Consider the following 14,886-nt stretch of genomic DNA (forward strand, 5'->3'; position numbering starts at 1 on the left):
CATGGATAGGCCACATATCTGTCATCCAGCAGTAAAAACAGTTTCCTAGCAGGCGCCGGTATTAAGGGGGACTACCAGGTTCATGCGCGTGCCGTTTCGCGACAATATTCAGAGCTTTGGCAACCGGCTGGCGCCCATCGATTGGCTGCGTGTTGTCGAGAAGCTGCTGCTCGGCCTGCTTGCCCTGCAGTGCGCGCGATTGCTGTGGGCGGTGCTCACACCGGTAGGCAGCTTTGGGCCTTGGGAAGGGCGGCAGGCGCAGTTTCCCTCCATGGCCACGCGGCAAAGCTTATTCTCCGGCTTCGATCCTTTTTACCGGGCCGGTACGCAGCAGGCGGCAGGCGGCGGCGTCGTTACTTCGCTCGCGCTGACGGTCTATGGCATCCGGTTAAATGAGGGATCAGGGCTAGGATCGGCGATTGTGGCGGGCCCGGATGGTGTGCAGAACAGCTTCGCCGTGGGTGAGGAGATAATGCCTGGCGTCGTGCTGAAGGCAGTGGCGTTCGACCATATCACGATAGACCGAGGCGGCGCGGAGGAGCAGGTCTTCCTCGATCAGTCCCAGCCCGCATCCGCCTCGGCCGCTCCGGGCGACGGCGGAGCGCCGCTTGCCATTCCCGGCATGGACAATCCCACCGCCGATGCCCTTAAGCGCGACATCGGCTTTGCGCCGCGGATGCAGAATGGTCGCATCACGGGACTTATCTTGACCGCCCGCGGACCGGCATTTCAGAACGCAGGCTTTCAGTCTGGGGATATCATTACCCAGGTCGATGGCCAACCGGTGGGATCGCCAAGCGATCTCCAGGCGCTGCAAGGGAAGATCATGCCGGGCGCACGAATTTCCCTGACGGTCGAGCGTGGTGCAAATCTTTCGACGATCAATCTTACCCTGCAAGGCCAATGACCAGAAAATTGCTCCTTTCCGCTTCCATGGCCCTTGCTCTAGCGGCGCCGATCGCTTCGCCGCTATTGGCGCAGCAGACGCTGAACGTGCGGGACGCGGATATTCGCGCCTTCATTCAGGATGCTGCGCGAGTGACGGGGCGGACCTTCATCATCGACAATCGCGTGCAGGGAAAGGTATCGGTTGTGACAGACCGGCCGCTATCTCGATCCGAATATTTCGAAATTTTCCTGTCCACGCTGCGCGCGAACGGCCTTGTCGCCGTGCCAGCGCCGGGCGGAGCCTATCGTATTCAGCCCGCTGATGGCGCCGCGGGACAACCCAGCGTGGTGGGACGAGCGACCAACCGCAATCAATTTGTGACCGAGGTGTTCCGCCTGCGCTCCATCGACGCGGCGAGCGCACTCGAGACGCTACGGCCGTTGGTGAGTAAGGACGGATCAGTAACCGCCAACCGCGCCGGGAACAGCGTGGTGGTGGCTGACTATGCCGACAATATCGGGCGTATCCGGCAGGTTCTCGCCAGGATCGACCGCGACACAGCGGCGACCCAGACGGTAATGCTGCGTAATGCTGGGGCGCGTGAGATTGCGACATCGCTCCAGGCTTTGGTGCAAAGCGGCGGAGAAGGCGCGCAGCGTGCCGCGACGATCGTGCCGATCGACAGCAGCAACTCTGTCGCGATCCGGGGCGATGCCGGAACGGTGGCGCGGCTGGCGCAGATGGCGCGCGACCTGGACAGGCAGGCGGCAAGCGGGACTGAGATCCGCGTCTATTGGCTGGAACATGCCGATGCAGAAAAGCTGCTTCCTGTGCTGCAACAACTGGTCGGGCAATCCAGCAATTCAACGGTGGCCTCGTCAATCCCGGCCGCGGGAAACGGAGCGGCTCCCCCTCCTGCGGCGCCTGCTGCTATGGTGTCGAATGGGCCGTCGGGCAGTGGCATTTCGACGCGGGGGCCAGCGATCGTCACTCGCTATGAAGGCGCGAATGCGATCATCGTGGCGGCAAACAGCGACGTGCAGCGCATGTTGGGCGAAACAATCCGCCAGCTCGATACGCGGCGCGAGCAGGTTCTAGTCGAGGCGATCATCGTGGAAATCAGCGATGCCGCTGCCAAGAAGCTGGGCGTCCAGTTCCTGATCGGCAGCACCAAGACGGGGTTTGCCGCCACCAACTATTCCAACGCCTCGCCCAATCTGTTGACGCTGGCGGGGGCGATTGGGGCGAACGAACTTGGCAAGACTACGACGACGGTCGTCAACGGCGGGGTGACCACGACCACGACCACGACTGAAAATAGCAATTTGGCCAGCACATTGCAGCAGGCAGCTGTCGATAGCCTTATGAACGCGACCGGCGGTTTCGGCGGAGTTGCGACGCAGATCGGCCGCAACGGGATTTTCGGCGCGATTATCAACGCGGTGAGGTCCGACACCGACAGCAATATTCTGTCCACCCCTTCGGTGATGACGTTGGATAATCAAAAGGCGTCGATCCTGGTGGGGCAGCAGGTGCCGATCACAACTGGCGAAGCGCTGAGCCAGAATTTCGATAATCAGTTCCGCACCGTTCAGCGGCAGGATGTGGGCATCAAGCTAGAGGTGAAGCCGCAAATCAATACCGGCGGCGCGATCAAGCTGTTCCTCAGGCAGGAAGTATCCAGCGTTGCGGGGCCTGTCAGCAACAACAACAGCGACCTCATCATAAACAAGCGCGAGATCGAGACGACCGTGACGGTCGATGATGGCGAGATATTGGCGCTGGGCGGTCTGCTGGATGACAATGAGCGCAAGACGATCGAGCGCATTCCGCTGCTGTCCGACATCCCGGGTCTTGGCGAACTGTTCAAATCGCGTTCGAAGAGCCGGACCAAGACGAATTTGATGGTCTTCATCCGGCCGACCATCCTGCGGTCCAAGGAGGATGCGCAGCGTCTGACGCAGCAGCGCTATGGCTATGTTCGCGGTATGCAGTTGCGGCGCAATCCGGATGTAGAGCCGAGCATCGACGAGTTGGTGCGCGACTATATGGGGGCAGAGCCGCCTGCCGCTGCGCCACAGCCGGGCGACGCGGTGGTGCAGCCTGCGGCAGAGGTGATCGAGCCCACCTCACGCCAGTCAAGCAGCGTGGCGCGGCCGGTGGGTGCGCCGATTAGTGGGAGGGAGCGGTGATCCTTTCTCGACCTCCGTTTGCCCTGGGCTTCTCTGGTTTCAACAAGTCCCGTCCGAGTGGAGGATAGGGTGAGCCAACCCGCGTCCGATCATTCCGAGATCACGCCGCACTATGCCCCGCGCGCCGTGGATATTCCCTATGTCTTCGCGCGCAGGCATGGCGTCGTCATGCTGCCGCTGGACGGCGAGCGGTTGACTATCGCTGTGCGCGAGGGGAGTGATCCGCGTGTGTTGCTGGAGGTGCGGAGGCATCTTGCGCGCAGTTTTGACGTCCGGTTTGTCGATGGCGTGCAGTTCGACAGGCATCTGTCCGATCATTATGCGATGGAGGGTAGCGCGGCGGCCATGGCGGGGTCGCTTGATGTGGGTGCGGACGAGCTGGACATTCTGGCTGCCGACATTCCGACGGCGGATGACCTGCTCGACAGCGCGGACGATGCTCCAGCGATCCGGCTGATCAACGGCATCATTGCGGAGGCGGCCCGGCAGGGGGTCTCGGACATTCATATCGAGCCTTATGAGACCGGATTGGTCGTGCGGATGCGGATTGACGGCGTGCTGCGGGAGACGCTGCGCATGCCGCCGTATGTCGCGCCGGTGGTCGTCAGCCGCATCAAGGTGATGGCGCGGCTCGACATTGCCGAGCGGCGCGTGCCGCAGGACGGGCGTATCGGCCTGACGCTGGGCGGCAAGCTGCTCGACGTGCGCGTATCGACCTTGCCGAGCAGGGCCGGGGAGCGGGTAGTGCTGCGTATTCTCGACAAGGAGAATGCGGGCATGAACCTGGACCTGCTGGGCATGGCGGGGGCAGCGGATCGAATTTTCCGTGAAGGATTGCAAGAACCGAACGGGATTATTCTGGTCACCGGGCCGACCGGGTCGGGGAAGACGACGACGCTCTATGCGGGCCTGAGGCAGTTGAATGATGGGACCCGGAACATCCTGACCGTTGAGGACCCGGTCGAATATGCGGTGGAGGGTGTCGGGCAGACGCAGGTCAATGCCAAGGTGGGCCTTACCTTCGGGGCGGGGTTGCGGGCGATCTTGCGGCAGGACCCCGATGTGGTGATGGTCGGTGAAATCCGTGACCGTGAGACGGCGGAGATCGCGGTGCAGGCGTCGCTGACGGGGCATCTGGTGCTGTCCACTGTGCATACCAATGACGCGGTGGGTGCGATCACGCGGATGCGGGACATGCGGGTGGAGCCATTTCTACTGGCATCGACGCTGCGCGCGGTAATCGCCCAGCGGCTGGTGAGGCGGCTGTGCCAGCATTGCCGGGAGCCGGTGCAGGCGGACAAGTCGGCGAGTGCGTTACTTGGTTTCGATCCCGGAACGATCATCTATCGCGCGCGCGGCTGCGAGGAGTGCAACGGGACGGGTTATAAGGGCCGGATCGGCGTGTTCGAGGCGATCCGGGTGGACGATACGATCCGTCGCCTGATCAACGATGGCGGTGACGAATCGCTGATCGCGCGCCACGCCTTCCTGAACGCGCCCAATCTGGGGTCGGCGGCGCGCGCGCTGGTGCGCGATGGGCAGACCACGGCGGAAGAAGCCATTCGCGTGTCGCGGCGCGACGCGGCGGAGGTGGAAACCATCGCCGATGGCTGAGTTCGATTATATCGCCATCGATCCCGCAGGGAAGGAGCGGTCAGGCAAGGTCAAGGCCGACACGATCGATGACGCCCGCGCCAGGCTGGACGGGCGCAAGCTGTTTATCGTGCGGATCGAGCCGGGCGCTGCCGAAAAAGCTGCGGAGCGGGCGGGCCTGTCGCTGCGCGCACCGCGCTTGTCGGCCAAGGAACTGACGCTGTTCACTCGTCAGCTGTCCACGCTGATCCAGGTCAGCCCGCTGGAGGAATCCCTGCGCACGATCGGGCGGCAGAGTGAGCAGGCGCATGTGCGCGCCATCGTCAGTAAGGTCCATTCGGGCGTGCTGGAAGGACGGCGGTTAGCGGACGCACTGGGCGCGGAACCGAAAAGTTTTCCTCCACTTTACCGCGCGATGATTTCCGCGGGTGAAAGCTCGGGGAGCCTGCCGACGATCATGGAGCGCCTGTCCGATCTGATGGAGCGGCAGGCTATCATCCGGTCAAAGGTGCTGACGGCGATCGCCTATCCCAGCGTGCTTGCCGCTTTTGCGGTGTGCGTGGTCGCGGCGCTGATGATCTTCGTGGTGCCCAAAGTGGTCGAGCAGTTCGATACGGTGGGACAGGATCTGCCGTTGCTGACACGGATGGTGATGGGAATTTCAGCCTTTCTGGCGGGCTATTGGTGGCTGCTGGCGATGCTGATCGGGGTCGCGGCGCTTGGCTTCTGGAGGGCGCTGCAGGTCGAAAGTTTCCGCTATCGCTTTGACGCCGGGTTGCTGCGGCTACCGTTGTTGGGACGATTGATCCGCGATTTGCATGCGGCGCGGATGGCGCGGACCTTGTCCACCATGGTGGCGAGCCGCCTGCCGTTGATGGAGGGGCTGTCGCTTACCACACAGACCGTCCACAATCGGGTGCTGCGGCAAGCTTCGGAAGAGATTGTCGAGGCTATTCGCGGCGGCGGGAGTCTATCGGCGGCCTTGCGGCGGGCGGGCGTGTTTCCGCCGCTGCTCGTCTATCTAGCGGCGAGCGGCGAGAGCGCGGGGCGACTGGACACGATGCTGGAGCGGGCGGCCGAATATCTCGAGCGGGAGTTTGACAGCTTCACCTCAGCGGCTCTTGCGATGCTGGAGCCGGTCATCATCATCCTGATGGGCGGAATCGTCGCCGTGATCATCCTGTCCATCCTGCTGCCGATCCTGCAATTGCAGAGTCTTACGGGGGCTTGAGGAGTGTTTATGGTTTTTCGACTTCAGCGTGACTCAAATACGTCCCTCCCTCTCAAGGAAAAGGCAGCGGGTGGGTACGCCACGCAGCGCCTGCGTCAGTTTGGACAGGCGCTAAGCTCGCTCCGCTCGCTACCCACCCCCAACCCCTCCCTTGGAAGGGAGGGGAGGATTCATGAAGGCGGCTTCACGCTCGTCGAACTGATGGTCGTCATCGTCATCATCGGCCTGCTGGCGACGATCGTGGCGATCAACGTCATTCCGGCGACGGACACGGCGCGTGTGGAGAAGGCGAAGGCGGACATCGCCACCATCGAGCAGGCGCTGGAGCAATATCGGCTCGACAATCTCACCTATCCGTCTGCGACCGATGGACTGCAGGCGCTGATCAGCCCGCCTGCTTCCTTGCCTCAGCCGCAACGCTACAGGCGGGGCGGTTACATCAAGAAGCTGCCCAATGATCCGTGGGGCAGGTCCTACAGCTATGCGATGCCCGGACGGAAGGGAGCGTTCGACATCAGCTCTCTAGGCGCGGACGGTCAGCCGGGCGGCGACAATGAAAATGCCGATATCTACTCAAGCGAGCTTTGAGCTGCGCTCCTCTTTCCCGGCTTCGTTGAATAGGGACGGAAGCGGGGATGCAGGGTTTACCTTGATCGAGCTGATGGTCGTGCTGACGATCATCGGCTTCATTTCCGCTACGGTGATCCTGGCGATGCCGGACCCGCGCGGGCGCGTGATCGAAGACGCCGACCGCTTTGCCGCGCGCGTTGCCGCCGCGCGCGACGAAGCGGTCGTGACGGCCCGTCCGATGGGCGTGTGGGTTTCGGCCTCAGGCTATGGGTTTCAGCGCCGTGAAGGCGCGCAATGGGTTCCTTTGGAAGACAAGCCATTCGTCACGGCCAATTGGAAGACGGGCACGCGCGCGCTGGTCGGAAAGGACGGACGGCAGCAGATCGGATTTGATGGCACGGGCCTGCCGACGGACGCCATGACGGTGACGCTGGCGCGCGAGGCGGAGCGGGTGGCCGTGACCGTCGATATGGCTGGAAAGGTCATGGTCGGTGGCTGAAGGCGTTCGTCCGCAATGTCGTCGCGCTGCGGAGAGCGGCTTTACCTTGCTGGAGATGCTGGTCGCGTTGGCCGTGTTCAGCCTGGCGGCATTGGCTCTCGTCCGGTTGCAGGGCGTGACGCTGCGGACGGCGGCCGACCTCGACAGCAAGGCGCTGGGACAGATTGTCGCACGAAACCTGATGGTCGAGACGCAGACCGATCCCGCTCCGCCCGCGGTTGGGAGCGAGCAGGGGGAGGTCGATAATGGCGGCCGGCGCTGGCGCTGGAACCGCGAAGTCCGAGCTATGGACGACAAGCGGCTGTTGCAGGTCAATCTGACCGTCGATGGGCAGGGCGGCGCTTCGCCTGTTGTGCTGAGCTTTGTGCGAGTGGTGCAGTGATTGGGCAGCCGCTCCCCTGGTTCGTTTCGAGCAGAGGTGATGAAGGTGGTGCATGCACTATCCGTTTCTTGGCCCTTCGGCGATGCTCAGGACGGGCTTCGCGCGAAACGAACGGGGGTGGGCAGCAGGGTTTCACCCTGATCGAGCTGCTTGTCGCGCTGATGATCTTCGCGATGATAGCGGCGGCGGGGGTATTGTTGTTGGGCAACAGCGTGTCGGCGCAGGCGCAGATCAAGACGCGGCTGGACGATATGGCGGCGGTGCAGCGTGCGGGCGGCGCTCTGGCCGCCGATCTGGGCCAAGCGGTTCCGCGGATCAGCCGCACCGAAGCCGGCACGCTGGCCCCTGCTTTCTGGTCGCACCGAGAGGGAGAGGCGGCGCCAGTCCTGCAGTTCGTCAGGGGCGGGTGGGACAATCTGGGCGAGTTGCCGCGGCCATCGCTCCAAAAGGTCGAATATTGGGTGCGACAGGGAAGGCTGGAGCGGCGGACCTATGCGCAGGTTGATGGCGCGGCGGGGGACGAACCTGCTGCGTTGCTGGAGAATGTCGATGATGTCGCGCTGCGCTTCCGCGACGGGCAAGGCGAATGGCGGGACGAATGGACGCCAACGCAGCCTGACCTGATGCCGCGCGCCTTGGAGATGACGGTGACACGCACAGGCGAGCCGCCGGTCACCCTGCGCTTTCTGGTGGGGCCGGGCCCTGCGGAAAAGCTGCAGGAGGAGGCTGCCAATGGCTGATCCTGGCAAATCGGGGGAGCGGGGTGCGGCCCTGCTGACGGTGCTGCTGCTGGTGGCGGTGATGGCTGTCGTTGCGTCCACGGCGTTGGAGCGGCTGGCGCTGGCGACACGAATGACGGGCAATGGCGGTGCTGTCGACCAGGCGCGCGCCTTCGCGGATGCAGGGGCAGAGATTGCGCGTCTGCGGATAGGCGATCTCGTCTCCGCCAATCCCGGCAAGACGACGCTCGCAGGCAATTGGATGGGAACGCCCCAGCCGGTTGCCGTGCCGGGTGGCGTCGCGGCGGCGCGGGTGACCGATGCAGGCAACTGCTTCAACCTCAACAGCGTGGTGGCCGGTGAGAATGAGGCCAATCTGAAGGTCCGCCCGGTCGGTGTCTCGCAATTCCAGGCCCTCTTGCAGACCCTGGGCGTCGATGCGCGGCAGGCGCAGGTGGCGGCGGCGTCGCTGGGCGACTGGATCGACAGTGACAACGTGCCGCAGCCGGGCGGAGCGGAGGATGAGACCTATGTGCAGGCGGCGCGGCCCTACCGCACCGCCAACCGCTTTATGATCGACGCCAGCGAATTGCGGGCGGTCCATGGCGTGACGCCCGCCATTTACGATCTGGCGCGCCCGTGGGTCTGCGCGCTGCCGACAGCGGATCTATCGCCGATCAACATCAATACGTTGCTGCCCGATCAGGCGGTGTTGTTCGCCATGCTGCTGCAGGGGCAGGTGAGCGTGGCGCAGGCGCGGCAATTGCTGGCGCAGCGGCCAGCCGATGGGTACGGCAGCACGGTGCAATTCTGGGCGCCGCTCGCCAGCCAAGGTATCAATCCGCTTGAGGAAGCGGCCAATCAGGTCAAGTTGACGACAGGATTTTTCGGGGTGGAAGTAACGGTGGACGTTGGGGGAACGCAGGTTGTGGAACGGGCGCTGATCGATGCCCGGCAGAGCCCGGCAATGTTGATCCGCCGCAGCTGGGGAAGCGGCGCGTGAGCGTGCGCGATGGCTTGATCCTGGCGCTGCCCGAACAGGGTGAGCCGTTCTGGATACGCGTCGCCGATGGCGCCGTGGCGCAGAGTGGGACGGGCACCAATTGGCTCGCCGCCTGCGGATTTACGGCTTTGCCCGCTGACGCTGTGGTGATGCTGGTCCCGCCAGCGGGCCTGGTGACACTGCATTGGGCAGTTTATCCCGAGCTTGCCCCACGGCAGGGGCGGGCGGCCGCGCGGCTGGCGGCGCTGGGGGGAGCCATTGTTCCTGCCGACCAGCTCTTTGCCGCGGCGAATGAAAATGATGACCCGGCTCTTCCCCATATCCTCGCGGTAGCGGCGCGGAGCGACATGCAGCATTGGCTGCTTTGGGCGCAGCATCACGGACTGGACCCGGATATCATCGTGCCCGCGCCATTGTTGCTGCCAGAGCCGGTCGAGGGCGTGGCGCACGGCGAGTTGGCCGGCGAACGGCTGCTGAGAGGGAAGGACGTCGCCCTTGCGGGAGATCTGGCGTTGATCCTGCCTGCTGATGCGGTGATGGAGCAGGTTTTGCCGGATCAGCTGGTCGAACGGGCCGTTGCGGCGCTGGCCCGGCCGCCGCTGGACATGCGGCAGTGCGATTTCGCCAAAAGGGTGCGCCGGACTGTCGACAAACGGACGATCGCACGCATTCTTTTGTGGAGCGCGCTGATCCTGCTAGCGAGCCTGCTGATCACGTTGATCGGCGTAGTGCGACAGCATGTGGCGGCGAGCAACATTGATGCGCAGAGCCTGGCGTTGGCGCGGCAGGTGGCGCCGGGTGCGGGCGATCTGGATCAGGCGGAGGCGGAGATTGAGCGCCAACTGGCAGCGCGGGGCGCGGGGGCTTATGCCTTTACGGCGCCCGTCGCCGCTCTGCTCAGCGCCTTGCAGGATGCGCCTGCGGTCTCGCTGACCGCGCTTTCGCGAGAGCCGGACGGGATGATCCGCGCGACACTGGCTGCGGCCAAGGTGGAGGAGATCAACGCGGTGTTGCTGGGGCTTCAGGGGGCGGGCTTCACCATCACGGCGACGCCTTCGCAAGATCCGGGTGGGCGGGCGCTGGCCGACGTTACGGTGCGATCATAATGGATGCTGTGCTGAAACTTTGGGGTGAGCGGTCGCCGCGCGAGCAATGGATGCTGGGCGTGATGTTTGCCCTGCTGGCCGTGGTTTTCCTCTGGCTGGGCGTCATGCGGCCGCTGTCGTCGGCGCAGCGCGCGGCGCATGACGCGCTGATCGAGGCGACGGATCGCAACGCGGCGCTGCGGACGAAGGTCGAGCTGCTCAAGACGCTGCCGCGCGGGGCCTATGCCGGGGGTGCGGGAACGACGATCGATCAGCTTGTTGGGCAGAGCGCGGGCGAGGCGGGGCTCACGCTGGAGCGGGCGCAGGCGCAAGGGGCGGGGCGGATCGAGATAGCGATGGCGTCGGTCAGGCCGGTCGCGCTCTTTTCCTGGCTCGCGGCCCTGGAGGCGCAGGGCGTGCGCGTGGAAACGATGAGTGCGCGGCCTGCGGCGACCGCGGGCAGCGTTTCGGTGCAGGCGGTGCTGGTGCAAGGGGCAGGGCGATGATGGGCCTGCAATTGTCGCCGAGGACGCGCATCGTCCTCATCCTGCTATTCTTCTTCGGACTGATCCTGTTCATGCCGATGCGGATCGCGCTTGGGCTGACGGGGTTGGAGCGGGTCGGCGTGGCGGCGCGGGATGTGCGAGGATCGATCTGGAACGGTCGCATCGATCAGCTGATGCTAGGCACAATGCCGGTCGGGCCGGTGCGAGCGGCGCTTTCGCCCATCTCCTTGCTGATGGGGCGCGCGCGGATCGATATTTGGCGGCAGGAGGGGGCAGCGGATGACCTGAGCGGTGCTTTGACCGCAGGCATTGGACGTATCGGCATCGATGATGTGACGGGCGCAGTGCCGCTGGGTAGAAGCTTCGCTCCGCTGCCGATCGGCAGCCTGATCATGGAGGATGTCACTGCTTATTTCTCCGGCGATCGCTGCGGCCATGCCGAAGGGCGGGTCCGCGCGCAGATAGCCGGACAGTTCCCCGGCCTTAACCTGTCCCAAGGGCTGTCAGGCATAGTCAGTTGTGACGGCGACGCCTTGCTGCTGCCGCTGGTCAGCCAGTCGGGTTTGGAGAAGGTTAACCTTCGTATCTGGCGCTCGGGCCGTTACGTCGCAGAGATGCGGGTCGAGACGGCTGACGCGGGGCTGACAGACGCGTTGGGGAAGGCGGGTTTCGCCGGTGTGGGCGGCGCGCGGCTGCTGAAGGTTGAAGGGACATTGTGATCGATCCGCTGTGGGCCGTGCTGGGTAGCGTGGCGGGCGCGATTGCGGGCAGCTTTCTCGGGACACTGGTGCTGCGCTGGCCCGAGGGACGCGGGGTGGCGCGCGGGCGATCGGCTTGCGATGGCTGCGGCCGGGTGCTGGGCGTCCTTGACCTGATCCCGATGCTGAGCACTCTAATGCTTCGTGGGCGCTGCCGAAGCTGCGGCGCGGCGATCGATCCGCTCCATGGGCGGATGGAGGCGGGGTGTGCGATCGTGGGCGCTCTTGCATGCGGGGTGGCGCCAGGTCTGGCTGGTGCTGGGTGGGCACTGCTTGGCTGGTTGCTGCTGACGCTGGCGGTGCTGGATTGGCGGCACTTCTGGTTGCCCGACGCGCTGACGCTGCCGCTGATTTTTCTTGGGCTGACCCTTGGCCTTTGGGTCACCGATGTAACCCTGACCAGTCGACTGATCGGCGCTGCGGGCGGCTATGCCGCTCTGCTGGCGGTGGCGCTCGTCTATCGCACGACTCGGGGGCGGGATGGCCTGGGATTGGGTGACGCCAAGCTGATGGGCGCGCTGGGCGCGTGGTTTGGCTGGCAAGCCCTGCCGTTCATCCTGCTGATGGCAGCGAGTCTTGGGCTCACGGCCGTGGTGGCGAGCATCGCGGCGGGGCGATCAATCGATCGAACGACGCGCGTGCCGCTGGGCACCTGCCTTGCCCTGGCGGCGCTGCCGGGCTGGTGGGTGTCGGTGATGATCAGATAGAGGCAGTTCGTCCCGAACCGCTGGTGACCCCTACGGGAATCGAACCCGTGTTTCAGCCGTGAGAGGGCCGCGTCCTAACCGCTAGACGAAGGGGCCGAGGCCGCATTGGCGGCTGGCAGGCGGTGGCATCTAAGATCGCAGACGTCCGCCGTCAAGCGAAACTGCGGAGCGCATCGACCCAATAAAAAACCACCCCATGTATTACATGGGGTGGCCAAGGTTCAGGGAGGAGACGCCTCCAAAGGGGGAGGCGCCCATACGACACACCCGAAAGGGGGGCAGGTGCGCCGTATTTTTGGAAGATAAAGAAGGTCTCCGCCACTTTCAAGTGGCAAGCGGAAACCTTTTCCATAGCATGTTGATATGGATTAGCTTTATCCGCTCAGGCCTCGGCAGGCTGGGGTGTGGCCGGGACGGAAATCGGCCCCTTGCCCTGCGCGACCTGAGACTCGAACACTTCGCGCATCAACTGCAGCGAGAAGAGATGCGCGTAGATCAGCGGCAGCATGCCGTTCTGGCTGATTTTCCGGAGCTGATCGCCGCGCATGTCACGCAGCTTTTCTTCGTTCACCATCCGGAAACCGCGATAGACGAAAGGCTGATCGTTTCCGGGAACCTGAATGGCGACTTCGCCATCCATGAGCAGGTCGAGTTCCTTGAGGTCCTTCATGAACTGACCGGTACGGGCAGCAGCCTGTTCGAAATCCTCGCAGAATTTGAGTACGCCCTGGGTCAACTCGGTGGGCTTGCCGTCTTCGAACAGCGGCTGACCTTCCTCGAACTCGCCAACGGCCTCGCTAGTGGGATCGAAGCAGAGCGAAAGTTCATCGCTGTCGGGACGCAGCTTCGCCAGCATCCAGGGATAACGGCGGACATAGGCGGGCACATAGGCGGGGCCGCGCAGCTTGCCTTCATCGTCAAGGAAGGTGTTGACGCCTTCGTTAAGGCCCATCAGCGCCAGCGGTACGGCCTCTTCGCCAGCGGAAAAGATGATCGGCACGAAGCGCTGCGCGGCGACAAATTCATCGACCGTCAGCGGGACGGCATGCTGGTTGGTGAGAAAGGGCGCAGATTCCACCGTCCGGCTGCGGTAGCTCGCATGATCGACGCTGTTGAGCGGCAGCAGGTCATTATAAAAGACGGGGAGATTGTTCGCGGGCGCGCTAGCCATGATGCTGTTCCATTCTGTCAAAAACAGCGCATGCGTAGGCGCTGCTTTTCCTAAAAACTGGATGAGGGCGATAAAGACCTTGGGCAGGCGAGGCAATCGCTTTGTCGGCTCGCTATGCGGCGGTTTCCTGCCTCAACCTTCGTCGGGGCGAGGGATCAGCTTACCCGGGTTCATGAGCCCCTGCGGATCGAGCGCGGCCTTGATCGCGCGCAGGGCGTGCAGCCGCGCGGGGCTGGCGAGCCGTCCAAGCTCCGCTCGCTTCATTTCGCCGATGCCATGTTCAGCCGAAATAGAGCCGCCCGCCGCGACGACCGCGTCATGGACGAAGGCGTTGATGACCTGACCTTCTGCAGCGATCCAGGCGGGGCCATCCACTGTGCCCTTGGGCGCGCGAACGTGGAAGTGGACGTTGCCGTCCCCCAGATGCCCGAAGGACGAAGCGGTGGTGCCTGGAAAGCTGCGCTCGGCTGCCGCGGCGGCATCGATCATGAAGGCAGGCATGCGCGCAATCGGAACGCTGATGTCATATTGCAGCGCCGGCCCCTGCGCACGTTCTGCCTCCGACAGCGATTCGCGGATGCGCCAGAAAGCGGCGGCCTGGGCTTCGTTGGCGGCGATCGCCGCATCCATGGCGAGCCCGTCCTCCAGCGCCTCGGCCAGGGCCTGCTCGAGCCGCTCGGCCGGGCCGGGATCGGACAGGTCAGCATGATCAACCTCAATGAGGACATGCCAGGGCGTGCGCGTTTCGATCGGGCAGCGGGCGCCGGGAATGTGAGAAAGTACATGGCCCAGGCCATCATCTGCAATGATCTCAAAAGCCTCGACGCTGTCGCCAAGCCGCGCTTCGGCGAGGCGGAGCAGGGCAAGCGCATCGGCGGGGGAACGAACGCCCACCCAGCCCACCGCGCGGGCTGCAATGGCGGGGACAAGCCGCAGCGACGCGGCGGTGATGATGCCCAGCGTCCCTTCCGCTCCGATTAGCAATTGTTTGATGTCGTAGCCGCGATTGTCCTTTTTGAGGGCGTCCAGACCATGGAAAACGCTGCCGTCGGGAAGAACAGCCTCAAGCCCCTCCACGAGCGCGCGCATGGTACCATGACGTAAGACCTGCGTGCCACCCGCATTGGTCGATATCAGCCCGCCGATCGTTGCAGAGCCCTTAGCGCCAAGGCTTAGCGGAAAGCGGCGTTCGGCGGCATCGGCCGCGTCGTGCAGGGTGGCAAGAATGACGCCTGCTTCGCACACCGCGAGATTGTCATCAGCTGAAAGGGCGCGAATACGATTCATCCGGCGCAGTGAGAGGATCAGCGCCGATCCGTCTGGGGGAGGCGTGGCGCCGCCCACCATAGACGTATTCCCGCCCTGCGGCACCAAGGGAACGCCAAGTTCGCCAGCAAGGGTGATGGTTGCTGCGACTTCCTCCGCGCTGATCGGCTGCAGGATGGCGACCGCATTTCCATGAAAGCGCCCGCGCCAGTCGGTAAGCCAGGGGGCGACGTCGTCCGGATCGGTGATAACACCTTTAGGGCCGAGCAGCGCCTTAAACCGGTCGATGATCTCTTGTCCTATCATGGGACGATG

General features: G+C 64.1%; 15 protein-coding genes and 1 tRNA gene. 13 read left to right on the plus strand and 3 right to left on the minus strand.

From position 1 onward, the window contains the following. The first annotated feature begins 82 nt into the window (after nucleotides 1–82). From EP837_RS12035 to EP837_RS12095, 13 genes are all read left to right on the plus strand, one after another. Entirely contained in the window at nucleotides 83–907 is an 825-nt protein-coding gene (locus EP837_RS12035; protein ID WP_066527864.1) for a type II secretion system protein N, read from the plus strand. Then, nucleotides 904–3,081 carry a type II secretion system secretin GspD gene (gene gspD / locus EP837_RS12040; RefSeq protein WP_066527867.1) on the plus strand — a complete coding sequence of 726 codons (2,178 nt, stop codon included), beginning with the start codon at nucleotides 904–906 and terminating at the stop codon, nucleotides 3,079–3,081. The genes EP837_RS12035 and gspD overlap by 4 nt, the downstream gene beginning before the upstream one ends. Nucleotides 3,082–3,150: 69 nt before the next feature. Further along, entirely contained in the window at nucleotides 3,151–4,695 is a 1,545-nt protein-coding gene (gene gspE, locus EP837_RS12045) for a type II secretion system ATPase GspE (protein WP_269465830.1), read from the plus strand. Continuing rightward, nucleotides 4,688–5,905: a type II secretion system inner membrane protein GspF gene (gspF, locus tag EP837_RS12050; RefSeq protein WP_066527873.1), complete on the plus strand. Its 1,218-nt coding sequence runs from the start codon at nucleotides 4,688–4,690 to the stop codon at nucleotides 5,903–5,905. Before gspE ends, gspF begins: the two co-directional genes overlap by 8 nt. A 9-nt stretch (nucleotides 5,906–5,914) precedes the next feature. Further along, nucleotides 5,915–6,493, plus strand: a complete 579-nt coding sequence (gspG, locus tag EP837_RS12055; RefSeq protein ID WP_335675690.1) for a type II secretion system major pseudopilin GspG — start codon at nucleotides 5,915–5,917, stop codon at nucleotides 6,491–6,493. Nucleotides 6,494–6,518: 25 nt separating this feature from the next. Next, nucleotides 6,519–6,974 (plus strand): GspH/FimT family pseudopilin, encoded by a 456-nt coding sequence (locus tag EP837_RS12060; protein ID WP_257784375.1) that lies wholly within the window; start codon nucleotides 6,519–6,521, stop codon nucleotides 6,972–6,974. Then, nucleotides 6,967–7,356, plus strand: coding sequence for a type II secretion system minor pseudopilin GspI (gene gspI / locus EP837_RS12065; protein ID WP_156518489.1), 390 nt, complete (start codon nucleotides 6,967–6,969; stop codon nucleotides 7,354–7,356). The genes EP837_RS12060 and gspI overlap by 8 nt, the downstream gene beginning before the upstream one ends. A gap of 68 nt (nucleotides 7,357–7,424) precedes the next feature. Further along, nucleotides 7,425–8,096: a type II secretion system minor pseudopilin GspJ gene (gene gspJ, locus EP837_RS12070; protein WP_066529364.1), complete on the plus strand. Its 672-nt coding sequence runs from the start codon at nucleotides 7,425–7,427 to the stop codon at nucleotides 8,094–8,096. Continuing rightward, complete coding sequence (gene gspK, locus EP837_RS12075) at nucleotides 8,089–9,078, plus strand: type II secretion system minor pseudopilin GspK (RefSeq protein ID WP_066527879.1); 990 nt, start codon at nucleotides 8,089–8,091, stop codon at nucleotides 9,076–9,078. The genes gspJ and gspK overlap by 8 nt, the downstream gene beginning before the upstream one ends. Beyond that, nucleotides 9,075–10,184, plus strand: a complete 1,110-nt coding sequence (gspL, locus tag EP837_RS12080; RefSeq protein ID WP_066527881.1) for a type II secretion system protein GspL — start codon at nucleotides 9,075–9,077, stop codon at nucleotides 10,182–10,184. The genes gspK and gspL overlap by 4 nt, the downstream gene beginning before the upstream one ends. Beyond that, nucleotides 10,184–10,669, plus strand: coding sequence for a type II secretion system protein GspM (gspM, locus tag EP837_RS12085; protein ID WP_380807033.1), 486 nt, complete (start codon nucleotides 10,184–10,186; stop codon nucleotides 10,667–10,669). The genes gspL and gspM overlap by 1 nt, the downstream gene beginning before the upstream one ends. Beyond that, nucleotides 10,666–11,388 carry a type II secretion system protein N gene (gene gspN, locus EP837_RS12090; protein WP_066527899.1) on the plus strand — a complete coding sequence of 241 codons (723 nt, stop codon included), beginning with the start codon at nucleotides 10,666–10,668 and terminating at the stop codon, nucleotides 11,386–11,388. The genes gspM and gspN overlap by 4 nt, the downstream gene beginning before the upstream one ends. Next, nucleotides 11,385–12,134 carry a prepilin peptidase gene (locus tag EP837_RS12095; protein ID WP_066527900.1) on the plus strand — a complete coding sequence of 250 codons (750 nt, stop codon included), beginning with the start codon at nucleotides 11,385–11,387 and terminating at the stop codon, nucleotides 12,132–12,134. The genes gspN and EP837_RS12095 overlap by 4 nt, the downstream gene beginning before the upstream one ends. A gap of 21 nt (nucleotides 12,135–12,155) precedes the next feature. On the opposite strand, the gene EP837_RS12100 is transcribed toward EP837_RS12095, so the two are convergent. The 3 genes from EP837_RS12100 to EP837_RS12110 form a co-directional block, all read right to left on the minus strand. Further along, a tRNA-Glu gene (locus EP837_RS12100) sits at nucleotides 12,156–12,230 on the minus strand. Nucleotides 12,231–12,516: 286 nt separating this feature from the next. Further along, entirely contained in the window at nucleotides 12,517–13,305 is a 789-nt protein-coding gene (locus EP837_RS12105; RefSeq protein ID WP_066529366.1) for a SapC family protein, read from the minus strand. A 132-nt stretch (nucleotides 13,306–13,437) separates the two neighbouring features. Then, nucleotides 13,438–14,877 carry an FAD-binding oxidoreductase gene (locus EP837_RS12110; RefSeq protein ID WP_066527903.1) on the minus strand — a complete coding sequence of 480 codons (1,440 nt, stop codon included), beginning with the start codon at nucleotides 14,875–14,877 and terminating at the stop codon, nucleotides 13,438–13,440. Nucleotides 14,878–14,886: the final 9 nt, after the last annotated feature.

The organism is Sphingobium sp. EP60837, from assembly GCF_001658005.1.
GTDB lineage: Bacteria > Pseudomonadota > Alphaproteobacteria > Sphingomonadales > Sphingomonadaceae > Sphingobium > Sphingobium tyrosinilyticum.

Excerpts from the sequence above, each read along its gene's own strand:
- EP837_RS12035 (WP_066527864.1), top strand. The coding sequence starts at position 83 with ATGCGCGTGCCGTTTCGCGACAATATTCAGAGCTTTGGCAACCGGCTG.
- gspD (WP_066527867.1), top strand. The coding sequence starts at position 904 with ATGACCAGAAAATTGCTCCTTTCCGCTTCCATGGCCCTTGCTCTAGCG.
- gspF (WP_066527873.1), top strand. The coding sequence starts at position 4,688 with ATGGCTGAGTTCGATTATATCGCCATCGATCCCGCAGGGAAGGAGCGG.
- gspG (WP_335675690.1), top strand. The coding sequence starts at position 5,915 with ATGGTTTTTCGACTTCAGCGTGACTCAAATACGTCCCTCCCTCTCAAG.
- gspK (WP_066527879.1), top strand. The coding sequence starts at position 8,089 with ATGGCTGATCCTGGCAAATCGGGGGAGCGGGGTGCGGCCCTGCTGACG.
- gspM (WP_380807033.1), top strand. The coding sequence starts at position 10,184 with ATGGATGCTGTGCTGAAACTTTGGGGTGAGCGGTCGCCGCGCGAGCAA.
- gspN (WP_066527899.1), top strand. The coding sequence starts at position 10,666 with ATGATGGGCCTGCAATTGTCGCCGAGGACGCGCATCGTCCTCATCCTG.
- EP837_RS12105 (WP_066529366.1), bottom strand. The coding sequence starts at position 13,305 with ATGGCTAGCGCGCCCGCGAACAATCTCCCCGTCTTTTATAATGACCTG.
- EP837_RS12110 (WP_066527903.1), bottom strand. The coding sequence starts at position 14,877 with ATGATAGGACAAGAGATCATCGACCGGTTTAAGGCGCTGCTCGGCCCT.